The following is a 16,927-nucleotide window of genomic DNA, read 5'->3' as shown; positions in this document are numbered from 1 at the left end:
TTAGCTGCAACTGTTTGCGAAAAGGTCAATTCGACATGACATTTTATATGGATGTTCCAGAAGAGCAGTTGCGTAAAGAGCGCGCCAAGGCACGTGAATTGCGTAAAACCAGCTGGTGGAAAAACCGGATTGCCGAAGGTCGCTGCTATTATTGTGGGGAACATTTTCCCCCCAAAGAGCTGACCCTCGACCACGTTGTGCCGCTGGTGCGTGGTGGCAAGACAACCAAGGGCAATTGTGTCGCAGCCTGCAAAGCGTGTAACTCAAAAAAGAAAGATCTGCTGCCCAGCGAATGGGAAGAATACCTGCAGACCTTGAGCCACAAAGACCATGAATAACCTGTTTTCAACATGCACGCCAGAGGTTCGGCAAAATCCTTGCACCACGACCCGGGCGGTGGCATAGTCAGGCCATGTCCAAAGCCTATCGCGTTTATTCCCAATACCTCAAGCAGCGTTTCGGTGGCCGGGTGCATAAGATCTCCATCGACGCTGGTTTCTCCTGTCCCAATCGCGGCACGGATCGTCAGTCTCCGGGCTGTTTGTTCTGTGAGCCCAATGGTTCCGGGTCGTTTGGTATTGCCCGCCGTCTCAGTGTTGCCGAACAGGTGGAGCATGGTAAAGAGATCATGGTGCGTAAGTACAAGGCCAAGCATTTTATGGCTTACTTTCAACCGTTTTCCAATACCTATGCTCCGGTTGAGGTGTTGCGAGCTCTTTATGACGAAGCCTTGTCGGTAAAGGATGTTGTTGGGCTGGCTGTTGGCACTCGGCCTGATTGTCTGGGCGATGATGTTCTCGACCTGTTGCAGGAGTATCACCAGCGCACCTATTTCTGGTTAGAACTCGGAGTACAGAGTTGCCACGACAAGACGTTAAATTTTTTGCGGCGTGGTCACGATTACGGCTGTTTTGTCGATGCCTATAACCGCGCTAAGCAGCGTGGTTTGCGGGTGTGTGTGCATGTTATCCTCGGCTTGCCAGGGGAGTCGCATAAAGAGATGATGGCTACCGCCGATGAGATGGCACGCCTTAAGGTGGACGGCATAAAAGTCCATCTGCTGCATGTTCTCAAGGATACGGCGTTAGGTGATCTTTACGAACAGGGGGCTTTTACCCTGTTTGACCAGACCAGCTATGTGCAGACCGTGGTTGACTTTATTGAGCGGTTGCATCCGGACACCATGATTCAACGGCTGACCGGTGATGGTCCACGCGATATTTTACTCGCACCACGCTGGTCGCTGAAAAAATGGGAAGTACTTAATGCCGTCGACGAAGAGTTCGAACGACGTGGTAGTCGTCAGGGCGCGGCGTGTCGTTTTCTGTAGTGTGCCGCAGGCAGAGCGGCGGGGGATTACTGGTTGTAGGTGTACGGCGACGAATCGTTTGGCAATGGTGCTGTTTTAGCAACGCCATCCCACGAAATAAAGACCAGTGAGGCCCAGAGCAGGCTGATGAGAAGAATGATGATTCGTGACATGGCGGATAAGATACACGAAGCGCGATATAGAAATCAAGCGTTGCTTGGCCAATTTATTGTTAGGGTAATTTCATGGATTTAATGCAGCTCAATGAGCCGCAACGTCAGGCGGTCCTTCACACGGAAGGTGCCCTGCTGGTTTTGGCTGGTGCCGGTTCCGGCAAGACCCGCGTGATCACCTGCCGGATTGGCCATCTGCTTGAGCGTGTTCCGGCAGAACAGATTGTCGCCTTAACCTTTACCAATAAGGCGGCACGGGAGATGCGTGATCGGGTGGTGGAGCAGGTTGGTCGCGGTAAAGCGAAGGGCCTGACCATCTCGACATTTCATTCGCTGGGTGTGCGTATTCTGCGCCAGGAGATCGAACAGCTCGGCTATAAGAAAAATTTCTCTATCTATCCCACTTCGGATCAATTGCGCCTGGTGCGCGACATGGTTCAGGGGCGCCAGTTGCCGTCGGGTGGCAATGTGGATCCGGATCGAATTTTATGGCTGATTTCTGCAGCGAAAAACGAGCTGGTTGAAGCCAATGATTACACGGCCAATCCGCGCGATGAATACGAAGTGCTCACCGCCGAGATCTATCCACGCTACCAGAAGTCACTCAAAGCCTGTAACGCCATCGATTTTGATGACATCTTGCTGTTGACCATCCGCCTGTTTGAACGTTTTGCTGATGTGCTGGATCGATATCGGCAGCAATTTCGTTACATCATGGTCGATGAATATCAAGACACCAACCATGTCCAATACCATATGCTGCGTTTGCTCAGTTCCGCTCACCACAACCTCTGCGTGGTCGGCGATGACGATCAATCCATTTATGGCTGGCGTGGGGCCAAACCCGGCAATATCCTTGATTTTGGCAAGGATTTTCCCGGTGCTCGGGTGATCAAACTCGAACAGAACTACCGCTCCACCGGCAATATCCTCGCAGCGGCCAACGCGCTGATCGTTCATAACCAGGATCGTCACGGGAAAAAATTGTGGACGGCGGGAGACGCTGGGGCCGATGTGGTATATCGCTGCTGTGATGATGGAGAGGATGAAGCCATGGCCGTGGTGGAAGTTATTCACCGCGAGCGGTTTCGCCATCAGTACCAATACCGTGACTTTGCCATCCTTTACCGGACCAATGGGCAGTCGCGTGCCTTTGAGGAGCAGCTACGTTATGAAAATATTCCCTATGTGCTAATCGGTGGCCAACAGTTTTTTGACCGTAAAGAAGTCAAGGATGCTCTGGCCTATCTTAAAGTGATGGCCAACCCGCTGGATGAAGTCAATCTGCTGCGGATTCTCAATTATCCCAAACGTGGAATCGGTGAAACCACGGCGGAACGATTGATTCAGGCCTCGGTGGTTGGAGAGTGTTCCCTATGGGATGTCCTTCATCATAGCGCCGGGATCGAAGGAATTGGCGAGAAGGCGGGCGAAGCGATCCAAAACTTTATCGCTTTAATGGAGCGCTACCAGCGCCGCTATCGCCAGCCGGGTCAGTTGGTGACAACCACTCAGGAGCTGTTCCGTGAACTGCAGTTGGAGGAGGAACTCTATCGCCAGGCTGATGATCCCAAGAAGGCCCGGCGTCGGGTGGAGAATCTCCATGAAGTGGTGAATGCGGTGTCCTCCTATGAAGAACGTGAAGCCATTGCCACTCTCGAAAGCTTTTTGGAAAAAGTCTCCCTGCTTGATCGCGATGAGCCGCCGCGTGGCAGCAAAGAGGAGAAACTGAAGCAAGATGCGGTGGTGCTGATGAGCCTTCACTCCAGCAAGGGATTGGAATTCCCCTGTGTGTTTCTGGTTGGCATGGAGGAGGGTAGTCTGCCGCACAATAAAACCATTGAGGAAACCCAGGATGTCAGTGAAGAACGGCGTCTCTGTTACGTCGGCATCACGCGGGCTCGCCAGCAATTGACACTGCTTGGTGCTGCGCGACGTAAGAAATACGGCCGGTTGCAGCCACGCGAGGTGAGTCGCTTTCTCAGTGAAATCCCTGAAAGTCTAATTTTTCATGAAAAGGGTGACCGGCAGGCGGCTCCTCCTGAGCAGCAAGAGGCCATGGCTAGCGATTTTTTCAGCAATATTCAGGACATGCTTAAATAGGCCGGACCACAATCTTAGATATTTATTATAAACGCTCACGTTTTAATGTTCTTGTGTGCTTTTAATTTTTTTGGTTAAATAACCGACAGTCTCAGAAGTCTACCACGGTGTCTTTTCCCCCCCCGGCCGATGACAGGAGGACAAGCTGAAACTGTTCAAGAAAAAATCATCCCGCCACCAGGGTGTGACAGGGGTCTCCTTTTTTTCTGAAGGAGTCTCACTGGTGCATCTGGTTCAGGAAGAGCTGCACCCCAAACTGGTGTTCGCCGAGTGCGTGTATTGTCCTGCCGGTCAAACCTCCGAAGCTCTGCACAAGCTTGTTGAAAAACATGACTTAGCCCACAGTCGAACCGTGGCGGTCATGGCACGAGGGAGCTACAATCTGATCCAGATTGATCCACCGGATGTCCCGGAAGGGGAGTTTCGCGAGGCCGTGCGTTGGCAGATCAAGGATCTGCTCGATTTTCCTGCGGAACAGGCGGTGGTCGATACCTTCAGTTCAGAAGCGTCTGAAAACCAGACGCTCTCCTTTGCCGTAGCAGCATCGCAGGAACAGGTGTGGCAAGTGGTGCATACTCTGCGTGATGCTGAACTGGATACCGGCGCTATCGATATCCCTGAACTGGCCTTGCGCTCATTGATGTCGTTGTTGCCCGATGATGGACGTGGCCTGGCTTTGCTGAGTTTGTGGAGGGACAGCGGCCTGATTACCATTGTTCGCAATGGCGAGTTATGCATGGCACGCCGCATTAATCTCGGTGTTCAGGAGTTGGTTGCCGCGGCTGATCCGGCGGGCGAGATTGACGGGGTGGAAATTTCCGAAGCCCAGCAGAATATCCTTGATGCGGTGATCCTTGAGATTCAGCGCTCCCTCGATTATTACGAAAGCAGTGTTTCGCGCCAATCGGTTTCCACGGTCTACATCGCACCGTTGAGCGATCCTATTCCCGGTTTACAATCGTATCTCGATAGCTATCTCGCTCCGGAAATCAAGCCGTTACAGGTTGGTGATTTGCTGGCGGACTGTACGGTGCCGGATACTGAATTATCCCATTGCCTGTCAGCCATCGGGGCTGCCCTGCGCACGGAGTGGAGCTGAGATCATGCAACAGATCAATCTCTATCAGGACCAATTCAAGCCGCAACGGCGCTCTCAACTCGGGACGATTCTTACCACGGCCTTTGTGGCGATGATTGTTGTCATGGTGCTGCTGAACTGGTGGCAGGGACGTCAACGTGATCAATGGCAACAACGGCAGGCTGCCGAACGTCAACGTCAGAACAGCTTACAAGCTGATCTGACGGCATTGGGTGATAAAGTGGCAACTCTCCAGCCCAGTGCTTTGCTGGCGCAGAAATTGATCGAGACCCGCCACCAACTTGATTTGCGGAAACCGGTGCTGCATCAGGTGGAACGGCTCAGTGCCAAAAAAGAGCTGGTGATCGACAGTCTTGAAGCTCTGGCCTTGCAGCCGTTACCCAGCGCCTGGTTGACAACGGTTGAGTTCGCTGACGGTGGTGACGAAATGATGTTGGGTGGCGTGGCCCTGCAAGCTGAGCGATTGCCGCAACTGGTGGAAGAGCTGGCCCAACAGCCGGTTTTCTCCGGACGCCATTTTGCCTTTGCCCGCCTGGAACGCCAGAGCAGTGGCGGGTACAGTTTTGATCTGAGTACCCGGCAAGGAGGCGAGAATGAGTGACGCAGTATCCTTGCTGGACAAGGTTAAAGGCTGGTTCGCCGCACTGAATAAACGTGAGCAGCGTCTGATTGTCGGGACGCTGTTTGGTGCGCCACTGTTTGTGTTTATCCAGTTGATCTTTTTGCCCGGCCTTACCGAACAGACAGCGTTGGAGCGCCAGGTTCACCAACTGGAGCAGGATAACACCATTCTGCAGAGTCAGGTGCTTGAGATGTCGTTACTGGCCGAAAAAGATCCTGACGCTGACAACCGCAAAAAACTTGAACAGCTCCAGCAGGAGATTGCCCGGTTTGACCAGCGGCTGCAGGAAAACCTGTCGGGTTTGGTGGCTCCGGCGCAAATGCCTGGATTACTCCGGTCGATGCTCAAACAGCGCGCTGGTCTGACACTGATCTCCATGGAAAACGCTCAGCCCCAGGCGATCAGTCTTGCGCCCATGCCCCAACAGGGCGAAGCCAAAGAACGCACGGCTCTGCCTGAGGTGGTGCTGTACCGGCATCCACTGCATCTGGAATTGCAAGGGCGTTATCTGGATGTGCTGGCCTATCTGCAGGATGTACGAAAATTACCGCAACGTGTGTTCTGGCATGGTCTGCACATTGAGATGGGCGAAGGCTATCCTCAGGCCCGTATTCAGGTTGATGTTTATACCTTGAGTCTTGAGAAAGGGTGGATCAGTGGTTAATTGCTTTGTCAGACAACGCACCTTGCTGGTTGTTAGCGGTTTGTTCCTGACGCTCTCGGCGACATCAGCGCTGGCCTGGTATGACCCCATGCGCCCGCAAGGCGATGGGGCTGCGGCATTGAAAAGTGAGCCTGAGACACCGTTGAGCCTGACCAGTATTCTCATGGCCCAGCAACGTCGCGTGGCGATTGTCAATGGTCGGGTTATTACCGAGGGCGACCGGATTAACGGCTACCGGGTGGTAAGCATTACTGATCGTCAAGTTGAACTTGAAAAAGGCACCAAACATCACCGATTGCACTTGGCGGCACAGCAACAGGCGCCATCGGTTAAACGAAAGATAACGGAGTAAGGTTCATGATGAGAACGAAAGCCCTGATTCAGGCCTCTGTCACCCTGCTGGCCGCGATTGTTTTACTGGCCGGGTGCAGTCCGGTTATGACCGCAGAGCCTGCTACGCCGTCAGCGGCGTTAAATTCCTTTCCTGAATCTTCTGCTCAGCCCGCTGCTGCCGCGCCGGTTCCGGTTGCAGTCCAGCAGGCCATGATGCCGCCGTTGGTGCTGGGTGATCTTCCGGCGACACAGCCCCGTTTTGATGTGGTGGCCGAACAGGTCGACGCGCGCGCCTTTTTTGCCGGTCTGGTCACCGATACGCCGACCAATCTGGTGGTGCATCCCGATGTGCAGGGGGCCATCACCCTCCATCTGAAAAATGTCACCCTTCAAGAGGTGCTGTCGATCGTCCGCGATGTCTATGGTTTTCACTATCGTACCATCGCCGGGGGCTACCAAATTCTGCCCAATAACATGCAGACGCAGATCTTTGAAGTAGATTACCTGACCCTGAAGCGCAGTGGCCACTCGCTGACTCGGGTGAATTCCGGGCAGGTCAGTGCCGTGAGCAACGATGATGATAACGGCAACGACAATGACAACAACTCATCGTCAAACGGAACCACCAGCAGTTCCGGCAGCCGAATTACCACCGTGTCGGAAAGTGATTTCTGGACCGGCTTGCAACAGGCCCTGCAGTCACTGGTCGGGCGTGAAAATGGCCGCGCGGTGATAGTCCAGCCTCAGGCAGGTTTGGTGGTGGTGCGCGCTCTGCCTCAGGAGCTTCAGATTGTCACCGATTACCTCAATAAAACCCAGGTCACCCTGCAACGTCAGGTGATCCTTGAAGCGAAAATTATTGAAGTTGAACTCAATGACGGCTACCAAACCGGCATCAACTGGGCGGGACTGATTCACAACGGCAACAACACCGCAACCATTGGTCAGGTGGGTGGTGGGACCTATCTCAGTGACGGTGTCAGTGAGATTGCCGGCACCAATCCGCTGGTGAATGGTCTGGTCACGTCGGCGTTTGGCGGGGTGTTTTCCACCACGTTGCAGTTTGATGACTTTGAAGCGTTTATTGAGGCGGTGAAAAGCCAGGGCGATGTTCAGGTGTTGTCCAGTCCGCGCATCTCCACGCTCAATAATCAGAAGGCGGTGATCAAGGTTGGGACCGACGAGTTCTTCGTCACCGATATCTCCAGCGATACTGTCACCGGCACGACAACGACCACCACGCCGGATATTACCCTGACACCGTTTTTCTCCGGCATTGCTCTCGATGTGACGCCGCAAATTAGTGGTCAGGGGCGGGTGACGCTGCATGTGCATCCGACCGTCAGTGAGGTGGTGGATCAGACCAAGGTGATCACCGTTGCTGGACAGGCACAGTCATTGCCGCTGGCATTCAGCAGTGTGCGGGAGTCTGACACCATTGTAGAAGCACGCAGTGGCCAGGTGGTGGTGATCGGTGGCCTGATGAAAAATTCCGATACCCGCGAAGGGGCCGGTGTGCCGCTCCTTGGTGATATTCCGGGGCTGGGTCATCTGTTCCGACATCAGAAAAACAGTACCAGCAAAAGTGAGCTGATCATCCTGCTCAAACCGCTGGTGGTGGAACGCGATACAGACTGGAATAATGACATTGAAGCGGCGCGCCAGCGGATGAACAGCTTGTTTTAAGCCGAGGGGATGTCCGACTTTTTTGGTTGTTTCAATTGATTCAGATTGATTGCTTTATTGCTGAGGATGTTATGTACCTGGAGCATTTCAGGTTAACCGACCCCCCATTTTCACTGACGCCGGACACGGATTTTTATTTCGATGCCGAGACCAGTCGTGAAGCGTTTAACGTCGTCCAGGTGGCTCTGCAGCAGGGCGAGGGGATCGTCAAAATCGTCGGCGAAGTGGGGACCGGCAAAACCGTAATGTGCCGCAAGTTACTCAATGATCTGCCGGCACACATGATTACCGTGTATCTGCCCAATCCGTTGATGGAGCCGCAGCAGTTGTATCAGGCCGTTGCTCAGGAGCTGGATCTCAACATGGCGTCGGGAAGTGCGCTTAACGATTTGCTCGAACGGCTGAACCGTCATCTGATCGCCTTAAGCAACGAAGGGTTCCAAGTGGTGGTGTGTGTCGATGAGGCGCAAACTATGCCCACTGCAACTCTGGAGGCATTGCGTTTGTTGAGCAATGTAGAAACCGAAAAAAGCAAGCTGCTGCAGATTGTTCTGTTTGGACAGCCGGAGCTTGATGAGCGTCTGGCCGAGCGCGAACTGCGTCAATTACGCCAACGGATCAGTTTTTCATATCGATTGCAGCCGTTGGACTATGCCGGTTGTATCGGCTATATCGACCATCGCCTGCATAAGGCCGGTTATCTGGGTAAGCCATTGTTTAGTCCCCAGGCGCTCAAAGTGCTGTATCGATCTGCTCAGGGTATTCCACGGCTGATCAATATCCTCGCCCATAAAGCCCTGCTGGCGGCGTATGGTCGGGGGGAGACCTACATTCGTCCGGCTGTGATCCGCGCCGCCATTGCCGATACCGAAGCCGTGGCACCAACGTATCGGCTCTGGGTGTGGACTGTCGGTATTGTGGCCTTGGGTCTGCTGTGTTTCTTTGCCGGATATGTGATGAACAGGTGGGCGGTATGAGTTTGATCAATCAAATGTTGCGCGATCTTGAGGAGCGCCGCAAAAAAGAGGTCTCAAGCAATACCAATGTCACTGCAGTGAATGTAGTACGCAAGCGCCGTTGGCCATGGTTTGTTGCCGGGGTGGCGTTGATTGCAGGTGGTGGGGTTGCCCTGATGAGCAATTTGTCCTCGTCGCCGGACTCGGTTGAACCGCAGTCGGCACTGGTGAGCCCCGCAGACACAACCGTACCGGTGGTCGCTGTGCCACAAGCGGTTGTTGAGCCGCCGGCCAATGCAGTACTTTCCCTGCAGGCCAGTGAAACAGATCAGGAGTTGCGCATTGTTGTGGAGTTGCGCCAACCGGTTGACTGGACCGTTGTCCGTTCCGATCCGCGTTCTATTGCCGTTGCTGTGCCGCTGGCCGTTCATGCCACGCTCAATGCCGGGGCGCTGCACTGGCTTGATCATTGGCGGCAGGTCAAAACAGACGACAGTTATGAGCTGATTTTTTCGGCGTCCGGTGAGATGACCTGGAACGTGTTCAATCTGGCCAGTGACAGTCAACACGGCTGGCGCCTGGTGATTCAGGGCCGTGTTGTAGAAAACGTGACCTCATCATCCTATATGCAGGAAGCTGCCCCGGCACCGCAGCCGGTGGCACAACCCGTTGCCCCCAAGCCGCAACCGGCACCCACAACACAACGTGCGACGGGAACCCTGAAAAAACAGGTAACACCCCGTGAACAACTGTGGAGCGGCGCACAGCAGGCCCGGCAACAGAGCGATCTGTCTGAAGCGACCCGTTTGTTGAGCGAATTGGTGGAATTGGTTCCCGATGACCGGGACGGGCGTTTCGAATTGATCAAGGTGTTGCTGCAGCAACGCAATGCTGAGCAGGCGTTGCAGGTGGCAGATAGCGGCCATCAGCAGCAGCCGGATGAACCGTTGTGGTTGATTCTCAAAGCCCGTTTACTGGCAGAGACGGATCAGTTGGCAGAAGCACTTTACGCTCTGGATGTGGACCCCGCTCCTGCGGTCAGTCAAAGTCCGGAATTTTATGCCCTGAAAGCCGCGTTGCTGCAGAAGGCCACCCGCTACCAGGATGCGCTACCGATTTATCAACTCCTGTGCGGAGCCTTTCCACAACAGCCGCAGTGGTGGTTTGGTCGTGCGGTCACCGCCGATCAGGTTGGTGATCAGCAGCAGGCGCGTGACAGTTTCAGGCAGGCTTTGGCTCTGCCCGGGTTGGAGACGCAATTGCAACAGTATGCCACGCAACAGCTGCAACGTTTAGGGGACGGCAACTAATATGGTGGTACGGAAAAAAATACGGATTGGCGACCTGCTGGTTTCCGAAGGAATTATCAGTGAAGATCAACTGATGACGGCGCTGCAGACGCAGAAAAGCAGTGGTGGTAAGCTGGGGCGCACGCTGATTGACCTCGACTATATCACCGAGGATCGTTTGCTGGAATTTTTGTCGCGCCAGTTGCAGGTGCCCTTGGTCGATCTGCGCCTGTTTAAATTCGATGGCGAGTTGGTCAAACTGATTCCGGAAACCCTGGCGCGGCGTTTTCGCGTGGTCGCTCTGACCCGCGAAGCCAACCATCTGCTGGTCGGCATGGCCGATCCCACCGATATTTTCGCCCTGGATAAATTGACCTCCCTGCTCAACCAGCCGGTGGAGCCGGCGGTTGTGCGTGAGTCTGACTTGCTGCGTTCGCTCGATACCGTGTATCGGCGTACCGATGAAATTGAAAATATTGCTGAAGAGCTCGGTGAAGAGCTGGCCCAGACCGATTTCAACCTCGCCGAGTTGCTGCCGGACAGTCAGCTCGAAGATGCGCCGGTTGTTCGTTTGCTGCAGACCCTGTTTGAGGATGCCGTGCAGGTGGGGGCGTCGGATATTCATATTGAACCCGATGAAACCGTGCTGCGAATTCGCCAGCGGATCGACGGCGTGCTCCACGAGCAGGTGATGAAGGAAAAACGCATTGCCGCCGCTTTGGTCTCGCGCCTGAAGCTGATGAGTGGTCTCGATATTTCCGAGCGGCGTTTGCCGCAGGATGGTCGCTTTAACATCCGCGTTAAAGGTAAAAGCATCGACATCCGTCTGTCGACCATGCCGCTGCAATACGGCGAGTCGGTGGTCATGCGCCTGCTGGATCAGTCGGGCGGTTTGTTGCGCCTGGATCATATCGGCATGCCGCCGCATATTCTGGCACGTTTTCGCCGTTTTATTCACCAACCGCACGGCATTGTGTTGGTCACCGGTCCCACCGGTAGCGGTAAGACCACCACGCTGTACGGGGCGCTCAATGAGATGAATCAACCGGAGAAGAAGATTATTACGGTTGAAGATCCGGTGGAATATCGATTGCCGCGGATCAATCAGGTGCAGGTCAATACCAAGGTGGGGCTGACCTTTGCCAGCGTGTTGCGTACCGCCCTGCGTCAGGACCCGGATGTGGTCATGGTGGGTGAGATGCGTGACAAGGAAACCGCTGAAATCGGTCTGCGTGCTGCCATGACCGGCCACCTGGTGTTGTCGACCCTGCATACCAACGATTCCATCAGCACGGCACTGCGCCTGCTCGATATGGGCGCGGAAGGTTATGTGGTGGCCAGTTCGTTACAGGCGGTGCTCGCTCAACGTCTTGTGCGCCGTGTGTGTACCAGTTGCAGTGAAGTAGATCCGCTGGATGCCCAGCAACGCAGTTGGTTGAAGGAGGCACTCGGAACAGAAGAGATTCCTCCGGGCTTCAAAAAAGGGCGTGGTTGCAGTCAGTGTGGCAACACCGGCTATCATGGCCGGATTGGTGTCTTTGAATTGCTGGAAATCGATACCGCCCTGGCCGATGCCCTGCGGCGCAACGACAGTGCCGGATTCGCCCGCACAGCCCAAGGGCAGGAGCATTTTATCTCCTTGGCGGACTGTGCTCTGGAATATGCCCGTCAAGGCATCACCACCATGGAAGAGGTGGTACGCGTGGCCGGCCAGGTCGATGAGTTGGAGCCGGTGGAGGAAACCCTGTGATCAACGGGAGGACGTGACACATGCCGATGTTTCACTATGTCGCCCGTCGCCCCGGCGGTGAGCAGGTCTCCGGTGAGCTGGAGCTGGCAACCGCCGCAGCCGTGGCCAGTCAGTTGTCGGAAAACGGTCTCATCCCGATTCGCATTGAAGAGGGGCGCGAGAGCGCGGCACCACGCGAGAAAAAAGCCTTTTCCCTGTCGTTGAAGCGGCGGCCGAAAAAGGTGCGTTTGGATGATCTGATTCTGTTTTGCCGCCAGATGTATTCGCTGACCCGCTCCGGTGTGCCGATGATGCGCTCGCTGTACGGCCTGATCGAGTCGTCACAAAATCCGACCATGCAGCAAGCCTTGCGCGGCGTGATTGAAAATCTTGAATCCGGGCGCGATCTGTCCGGGGCCATGGCCGCATTTCCCGAGGTGTTTCCCAACCTGATGACACGCATGGTTCAGGTGGGGGAAAGCAGTGGTAATTTGGAGGAATCGTTTCGCCAGTTGGGCGAATACCTGGAGTTTGAAAAACTGACCCGGGAGCAGATCAAGGCCGCATTACGCTATCCGACGTTTGTCATTATTGCCATCGGCGTGGCCATGACCATTCTCAGCCTGTTTGTCATCCCCACCTTTGAAAAGGTGTTTGCCGGACTGGGTGCGGATCTGCCGTTACCGACGAAGATTATCATGGGAATCTCCCATTTCTCCGTTGCTTACTGGCCCTATCTGCTTGTGGCGGCCGTTGCGGCGTTTTATCTGCTGCGCAGTTATCTGCGCACTGAAAAGGGGACTTACCGCTGGGATCGCTATAAGTTGAAGCTGCCTGTGGTCGGCTCGATTCTGATGCGGGCCACGCTTGCCCGTTTTGCCCGCGCATTTGCCATGGGCTACGGCAGTGGCGTGCCGCTGGTGCAGGCGTTGGGCTATACGGCCCGCGCCATTGAAAACAGTTACCTGGGTGAAAAACTCAACGAAATGCGCAACCAACTGGAGCGTGGCGACACCCTGACGCGCAGTGCCGCCAACCTGAAAATTTTTACCCCGCTGGTGTTGCAGATGCTGGCCGTCGGTGAAGAGAGCGGTTCCGTGGACAGCATGTTGCTCGAAGTGGCAGGGTTCTACGAGCGCGAGGTGGAATACGATCTGAAAAACCTCACCAGTGCCATTGAGCCGATCCTGATCGTCATCATTGGCGCCATGGTGCTGGTGCTGGCCCTAGGCGTGTTCCTGCCGATGTGGAACTTGAGCAGCTTGATGCGGTGATCATGGTGCGGGCTTTACAAAAAATTAAAGAAAAACTCTGCGTTAAGATGTCTATTAATGTTACTATTTAGCGTAATGAAAATAACCTATTAGCTGAAGTGGTCACGCTGGTTTGCTGCCGCTTCAAATCACAACCAAACAGGAGAGTACCATGAACAACCAAAAAGGTTTTACCCTGATCGAACTGATTGTCGTTATTGTTATTCTCGGCATTTTGTCTGCCGTGGCCGTGCCCAAGTTTGTGGATATGCAAGGTGAGGCACAGCGGTCTGCTATTGATGGTGCATTGGGATCTGTTCGTTCTGCCGCAGCTCTAGCTCACGCACAGTGGTTGGTTCAGGGACAACCCGCGACAATTACTGCAGAAGGTCAGACCATTACTATGGTCAATGGTTATCCCAGTGCGGATGATGCAGATGATGGCTCAATTGAAGATATGGCAGGACTTGATGGTTTCACAATAGCAGATGACAATGGTGACCCTGCAGAGATGACCATTTCCAATGATGGTTTCAGCTTCACCTATACTGAGGCCGTTGCTAATGGTGTTCCGACGATTTCTGATCCGGCAGCTTTATAGCCGTTGGAATTTCATGTAGGGTGGACAGTGCCCACTCTTCATGTTGAAGTTTCTATGGACCAAATCGGGTGGATGTTGTCCACCCGATGCCCTTACAAGTTAAAAGGTCAGCATGCACAGACAACGCGGTTTCACATTACTGGAACTGATCGTGGTGATCGCCATCGTGATCATTCTTGCCAGTGTTGTGTTGCCGAAATTTGTTGGTCTGATGCAGCAGGCCGAAGTGTCTGCAGTGCAAGGAATGATTGGCCAGATGCGCAGTGCCTTGAGTTTGCAGATGTCGCGCGGATTGTATCGTGGCGACGATCTGGCGGCGTGGGCTGCTGATGGATCACGACCGCTTTATCCCATGCACGACCTATTGCTCGATCCCCCGGAAACTTATTTGGGGGTGCTGAGTGCTAGCGACCGCCGTGGTTGCTGGTATGATGATAAAAATAGCCACGAACTGGTGTATGTGTTGCGTGACGATGAACTGGTTGTCGGTGGTTCCGAAACTCCAGCCACATTGCGCTGGAAAATCCGGGTGATTCGTGGCCCGTTGTCTGCCGGAGAGCAGGACACGTTGATCGGGCTGGTGCTGCAACCGTCTTCGGCAACACGCTGGCTGACGGATTAACTAAAGCAGGAGAACGTTGAATGAGAAACCAGAAGGGTTTTACACTGATCGAACTGGTCGTGGTCATGGTCATCCTGGCCTTGCTGGCTGCGGTTGCCGTGCCGAAATTTCTCGATCTGCAAAAGCAGGCCGAAGCCGCTTCCGTCAAAGGGGTGGTGGGCAACATCCGCAGTGCGCTTGGTATTCGCGTGGCACGGGCATTGGTGTCCGGGGAAGATCTGCAGGATCTGGCCGATAATTTGTACCCCATGTCGTTGCTGTCCACCGTACCGGAACCTTACGAAGGGCGTGGCGACAGTGTGCCTGCTGATAAAGGCGTGTGGTATGAGGGCAACGGCTCTCACGATCTGTATTACACGTTGCGCAATGGCGACATTGTCAATGATCCGACCACCGCCGATTACCTGCGCTTTGAGATTGAAGTGGTGCAGGAAGATATTGATGGTGACGGCACGATGGAAGATGTCGGCCTGGTGTTTGAAAAATACGACAATACCAACATCATTGACGCCGATACCGACAGCAGTAACGATGCTGATTTTGATTGGGAATACTAAGCCAGCCTAAGTCGTAAGAACATTGGTCGTTTTGTTATGTGGAGGCTGTCCTTGTTTGTCTGAGAGGCAGCCTCCACTCCCTTCTTAGAAAGCCGGGAACTATGAACAGAACCATCACGTCACAGAATGGATTTACACTGGTTGAACTGGTGGTTGTGATCGTGATTCTCGGCATCCTATCGGCCGTTATGGCCCCGCGTTTTTTTGATCAAAGTGATTATCAGGAGCGCGCCTTTCGTGATCAGTTGGCGACGGCGCTGGTGTATGCCCACAGCCGGGCCGTGGCCAGTGGCTGTGATGTTCGCGCTGAGATTACCAGCAGTGGTTTTTCCCTTTATCGCCATAGTACACCAGCCTCCTGTGGCAGCGTTCCGGCGACGACAACCGTGTTAACCCACCCGGATGGCGATCTCTATACCGAGAGTTCACCGACTGCCCTGACCGGAGCCACCATTGTGTTTGATGCTTTGGGGCGCGCCCGAAATGCAGCTTATGCTGTGACGGATTTCGCTGATGTGGCCGGTCTCGGCCTCACCGTTGTAGGAGAAACCGGATGCGTTACGCGATGAGAAAAAAACAGCTACTGGGCAACCAACAGGGCGTGACGCTGGTGGAGTTGATTGTATCCATCGTTATTATCTCCGTGGCGTTGAGCGGCGTGTTGCTGGTGATGAATTACACCACTAGCCATAGTGCCGATCCGATGATCGAGTATCAGGCCGTGGCTGTTGGCGAAGCATATCTGGAAGAAATATTACTTCAGTCGTACAGTGATCCCGGTGGTGGTGTTGAAGCCGGTCGAAGTGATTACGATGATGTTGATGATTACAATGGCCTGAATGACAGTGGAGCCAAGGATCAACAAGGAGCCTCAATTGTCGGGCTGGAAAACTACGATGTCAGCGTTGCCGTCAGCAACGTCGCGGCTTTCGGCCCGGTTGGACAGACCCTTCCGGCGAAGAGAGTTACAGTCACCGTGCAGCACAACAGTGGTGTCAACCTGAGTTTAACAGGGTATCGGACGGCCTATGACTGATCGGACTCTTACCGCACAGAGCTTTTCCGGCCGATATTCACAGGCAGGCTTCACCCTGGTGGAACTGGTTGTCACCATCGTTATTATCGGCATTCTGGTGTCATTGGGCGGCATGTTTATCAGCCAACCCATTCAGAGCTATATTGATCTAGATCGACGAACTCAGTTGGTTGGACAGGCGGATCAGGCGTTACGCCGTATGCAGCGCGATTTGCGTGCCGCGCTGCCCAACAGTGTGCGGGTGTTCAACGGCGGTAACGGCATTGAATTTCTCCATGTGGTGGATGGCGGGCGTTACCGTGTGACCAGCGATCCTGCGGAAACCGATCTGACCTTGGTGGCCAATTCGATTCTGCGCTTTGATGTGGCAGATGATTATTTTGAGGTGCTCGGTCCGCTGGATACGACGGAATATACTGCGGCCAATTGTTTGTGCGCTATTTACAATCTCACCGCTGACAGTGGTACGAATCTGTGTAATGCCTATGCAGCAACAAATACAGCCGCAATTCAGGCCGTAGAAACCAGCGGCACACGGCGATTCATCCGCTTGGCCACTGCCACCTTTTTCCCATTGTCATCACCGCAGCAACGGTTTTTCGTCATTGATCAAGCTGTGAGCTATGTGATTACAGGGGGACAATTACGGCGCTATGCCGGGTACACCATCAATCAAGTACCAGGGCCCGCTACCGGTGATAATTATGATCTGGTGACAACCGATCTGGTCACGGTTGTCGATGCGGGTGGCACGCCGGTTGATCCTTTCACCTATGATCCGGGGACTCCCAGCCACAGCGGTTTGGTGACCCTGCGGCTGGCGCTGGAGCAAGAAGGCGAACGGATCACTTTGATGCACCAGGTGCACGTTAACAATGCGCCTTAACTCATGGAT

18 protein-coding genes are annotated in these 16,927 nt (G+C 54.2%); all 18 read left to right on the top strand.

Annotated elements, in window-relative coordinates:
* Positions 1-35: 35 nt before the first annotated feature.
* Positions 36-338 carry an HNH endonuclease gene (locus DACE_RS04645; protein WP_005998734.1) on the top strand — a complete coding sequence of 101 codons (303 nt, stop codon included), beginning with the start codon at positions 36-38 and terminating at the stop codon, positions 336-338.
* Positions 339-412: 74 nt separating this feature from the next.
* Positions 413-1,330 (top strand): tRNA modification radical SAM protein MnmL/YtqA, encoded by a 918-nt coding sequence (gene mnmL, locus DACE_RS04640; RefSeq protein WP_005998733.1) that lies wholly within the window; start codon positions 413-415, stop codon positions 1,328-1,330.
* A gap of 224 nt (positions 1,331-1,554) precedes the next feature.
* On the top strand, positions 1,555-3,585 hold the full coding sequence (locus DACE_RS04635; protein ID WP_005998731.1) for an ATP-dependent helicase: 2,031 nt from the start codon (positions 1,555-1,557) through the stop codon (positions 3,583-3,585).
* Positions 3,586-3,808: 223 nt separating this feature from the next.
* Positions 3,809-4,684 carry a type IV pilus biogenesis protein PilM gene (locus DACE_RS04630; RefSeq protein WP_005998730.1) on the top strand — a complete coding sequence of 292 codons (876 nt, stop codon included), beginning with the start codon at positions 3,809-3,811 and terminating at the stop codon, positions 4,682-4,684.
* A 4-nt stretch (positions 4,685-4,688) separates the two neighbouring features.
* The gene (locus DACE_RS04625) at positions 4,689-5,285 is read left to right on the top strand and encodes a PilN domain-containing protein (RefSeq protein ID WP_005998728.1); all 597 of its coding nucleotides are present in this window, start codon (positions 4,689-4,691) and stop codon (positions 5,283-5,285) included.
* A complete protein-coding gene (gene pilO / locus DACE_RS04620) occupies positions 5,278-5,970 on the top strand; it encodes a type 4a pilus biogenesis protein PilO (RefSeq protein WP_005998726.1) in 693 nt (230 codons plus the stop codon). Before DACE_RS04625 ends, pilO begins: the two co-directional genes overlap by 8 nt.
* Positions 5,963-6,322 (top strand): hypothetical protein, encoded by a 360-nt coding sequence (locus tag DACE_RS17050; protein WP_005998724.1) that lies wholly within the window; start codon positions 5,963-5,965, stop codon positions 6,320-6,322. The genes pilO and DACE_RS17050 overlap by 8 nt, the downstream gene beginning before the upstream one ends.
* Before the next feature lie 5 nt (positions 6,323-6,327).
* Complete coding sequence (gene mshL, locus DACE_RS04605; RefSeq protein ID WP_005998722.1) at positions 6,328-7,989, top strand: pilus (MSHA type) biogenesis protein MshL; 1,662 nt, start codon at positions 6,328-6,330, stop codon at positions 7,987-7,989.
* A gap of 71 nt (positions 7,990-8,060) precedes the next feature.
* A complete protein-coding gene (locus DACE_RS04600; protein ID WP_005998720.1) occupies positions 8,061-8,966 on the top strand; it encodes an ExeA family protein in 906 nt (301 codons plus the stop codon).
* A complete protein-coding gene (locus DACE_RS04595) occupies positions 8,963-10,255 on the top strand; it encodes a tetratricopeptide repeat protein (protein ID WP_040366197.1) in 1,293 nt (430 codons plus the stop codon). Before DACE_RS04600 ends, DACE_RS04595 begins: the two co-directional genes overlap by 4 nt.
* Before the next feature lies 1 nt (position 10,256).
* Positions 10,257-11,984, top strand: coding sequence for a GspE/PulE family protein (locus tag DACE_RS04590; RefSeq protein WP_005998715.1), 1,728 nt, complete (start codon positions 10,257-10,259; stop codon positions 11,982-11,984).
* 20 nt (positions 11,985-12,004) lie between these two features.
* Positions 12,005-13,237: a type II secretion system F family protein gene (locus tag DACE_RS04585; RefSeq protein WP_005998713.1), complete on the top strand. Its 1,233-nt coding sequence runs from the start codon at positions 12,005-12,007 to the stop codon at positions 13,235-13,237.
* A gap of 151 nt (positions 13,238-13,388) precedes the next feature.
* Entirely contained in the window at positions 13,389-13,817 is a 429-nt protein-coding gene (locus DACE_RS18800; RefSeq protein ID WP_005998712.1) for a type II secretion system protein, read from the top strand.
* A 112-nt stretch (positions 13,818-13,929) separates the two neighbouring features.
* Entirely contained in the window at positions 13,930-14,439 is a 510-nt protein-coding gene (locus DACE_RS17040) for a prepilin-type N-terminal cleavage/methylation domain-containing protein (protein ID WP_005998709.1), read from the top strand.
* Positions 14,440-14,459: 20 nt separating this feature from the next.
* On the top strand, positions 14,460-14,996 hold the full coding sequence (locus tag DACE_RS18795) for a type II secretion system protein (protein WP_005998707.1): 537 nt from the start codon (positions 14,460-14,462) through the stop codon (positions 14,994-14,996).
* A 101-nt stretch (positions 14,997-15,097) separates the two neighbouring features.
* Positions 15,098-15,565, top strand: coding sequence for a pilus assembly FimT family protein (locus tag DACE_RS18790; protein ID WP_005998704.1), 468 nt, complete (start codon positions 15,098-15,100; stop codon positions 15,563-15,565).
* Positions 15,550-16,032: a prepilin-type N-terminal cleavage/methylation domain-containing protein gene (locus DACE_RS04560; protein WP_005998703.1), complete on the top strand. Its 483-nt coding sequence runs from the start codon at positions 15,550-15,552 to the stop codon at positions 16,030-16,032. Before DACE_RS18790 ends, DACE_RS04560 begins: the two co-directional genes overlap by 16 nt.
* Positions 16,025-16,918 carry a PulJ/GspJ family protein gene (locus tag DACE_RS04555; protein ID WP_005998701.1) on the top strand — a complete coding sequence of 298 codons (894 nt, stop codon included), beginning with the start codon at positions 16,025-16,027 and terminating at the stop codon, positions 16,916-16,918. The genes DACE_RS04560 and DACE_RS04555 overlap by 8 nt, the downstream gene beginning before the upstream one ends.
* Positions 16,919-16,927: the final 9 nt, after the last annotated feature.

Origin of the sequence: Desulfuromonas acetoxidans DSM 684 (assembly GCF_000167355.1) — a bacterium.
Taxonomy (GTDB): Bacteria; Desulfobacterota; Desulfuromonadia; order Desulfuromonadales; family Desulfuromonadaceae; genus Desulfuromonas; species Desulfuromonas acetoxidans.
The sequence above is the reverse complement of the archived record's forward strand: the minus strand, read 5'-3'. Positions and strand labels throughout refer to the sequence as shown.

Bases quoted from the DNA above. Each gene is read 5' to 3' on its own strand.
- DACE_RS04645 (WP_005998734.1), top strand. From the start codon at position 36: ATGACATTTTATATGGATGTTCCAGAAGAGCAGTTGCGTAAAGAGCGC.
- mnmL (WP_005998733.1), top strand. From the start codon at position 413: ATGTCCAAAGCCTATCGCGTTTATTCCCAATACCTCAAGCAGCGTTTC.
- DACE_RS04635 (WP_005998731.1), top strand. From the start codon at position 1,555: ATGGATTTAATGCAGCTCAATGAGCCGCAACGTCAGGCGGTCCTTCAC.
- DACE_RS04625 (WP_005998728.1), top strand. From the start codon at position 4,689: ATGCAACAGATCAATCTCTATCAGGACCAATTCAAGCCGCAACGGCGC.
- pilO (WP_005998726.1), top strand. From the start codon at position 5,278: ATGAGTGACGCAGTATCCTTGCTGGACAAGGTTAAAGGCTGGTTCGCC.
- mshL (WP_005998722.1), top strand. From the start codon at position 6,328: ATGATGAGAACGAAAGCCCTGATTCAGGCCTCTGTCACCCTGCTGGCC.
- DACE_RS04600 (WP_005998720.1), top strand. From the start codon at position 8,061: ATGTACCTGGAGCATTTCAGGTTAACCGACCCCCCATTTTCACTGACG.
- DACE_RS04595 (WP_040366197.1), top strand. From the start codon at position 8,963: ATGAGTTTGATCAATCAAATGTTGCGCGATCTTGAGGAGCGCCGCAAA.
- DACE_RS04590 (WP_005998715.1), top strand. From the start codon at position 10,257: ATGGTGGTACGGAAAAAAATACGGATTGGCGACCTGCTGGTTTCCGAA.
- DACE_RS04585 (WP_005998713.1), top strand. From the start codon at position 12,005: ATGCCGATGTTTCACTATGTCGCCCGTCGCCCCGGCGGTGAGCAGGTC.
- DACE_RS18800 (WP_005998712.1), top strand. From the start codon at position 13,389: ATGAACAACCAAAAAGGTTTTACCCTGATCGAACTGATTGTCGTTATT.
- DACE_RS17040 (WP_005998709.1), top strand. From the start codon at position 13,930: ATGCACAGACAACGCGGTTTCACATTACTGGAACTGATCGTGGTGATC.
- DACE_RS18795 (WP_005998707.1), top strand. From the start codon at position 14,460: ATGAGAAACCAGAAGGGTTTTACACTGATCGAACTGGTCGTGGTCATG.
- DACE_RS18790 (WP_005998704.1), top strand. From the start codon at position 15,098: ATGAACAGAACCATCACGTCACAGAATGGATTTACACTGGTTGAACTG.
- DACE_RS04560 (WP_005998703.1), top strand. From the start codon at position 15,550: ATGCGTTACGCGATGAGAAAAAAACAGCTACTGGGCAACCAACAGGGC.
- DACE_RS04555 (WP_005998701.1), top strand. From the start codon at position 16,025: ATGACTGATCGGACTCTTACCGCACAGAGCTTTTCCGGCCGATATTCA.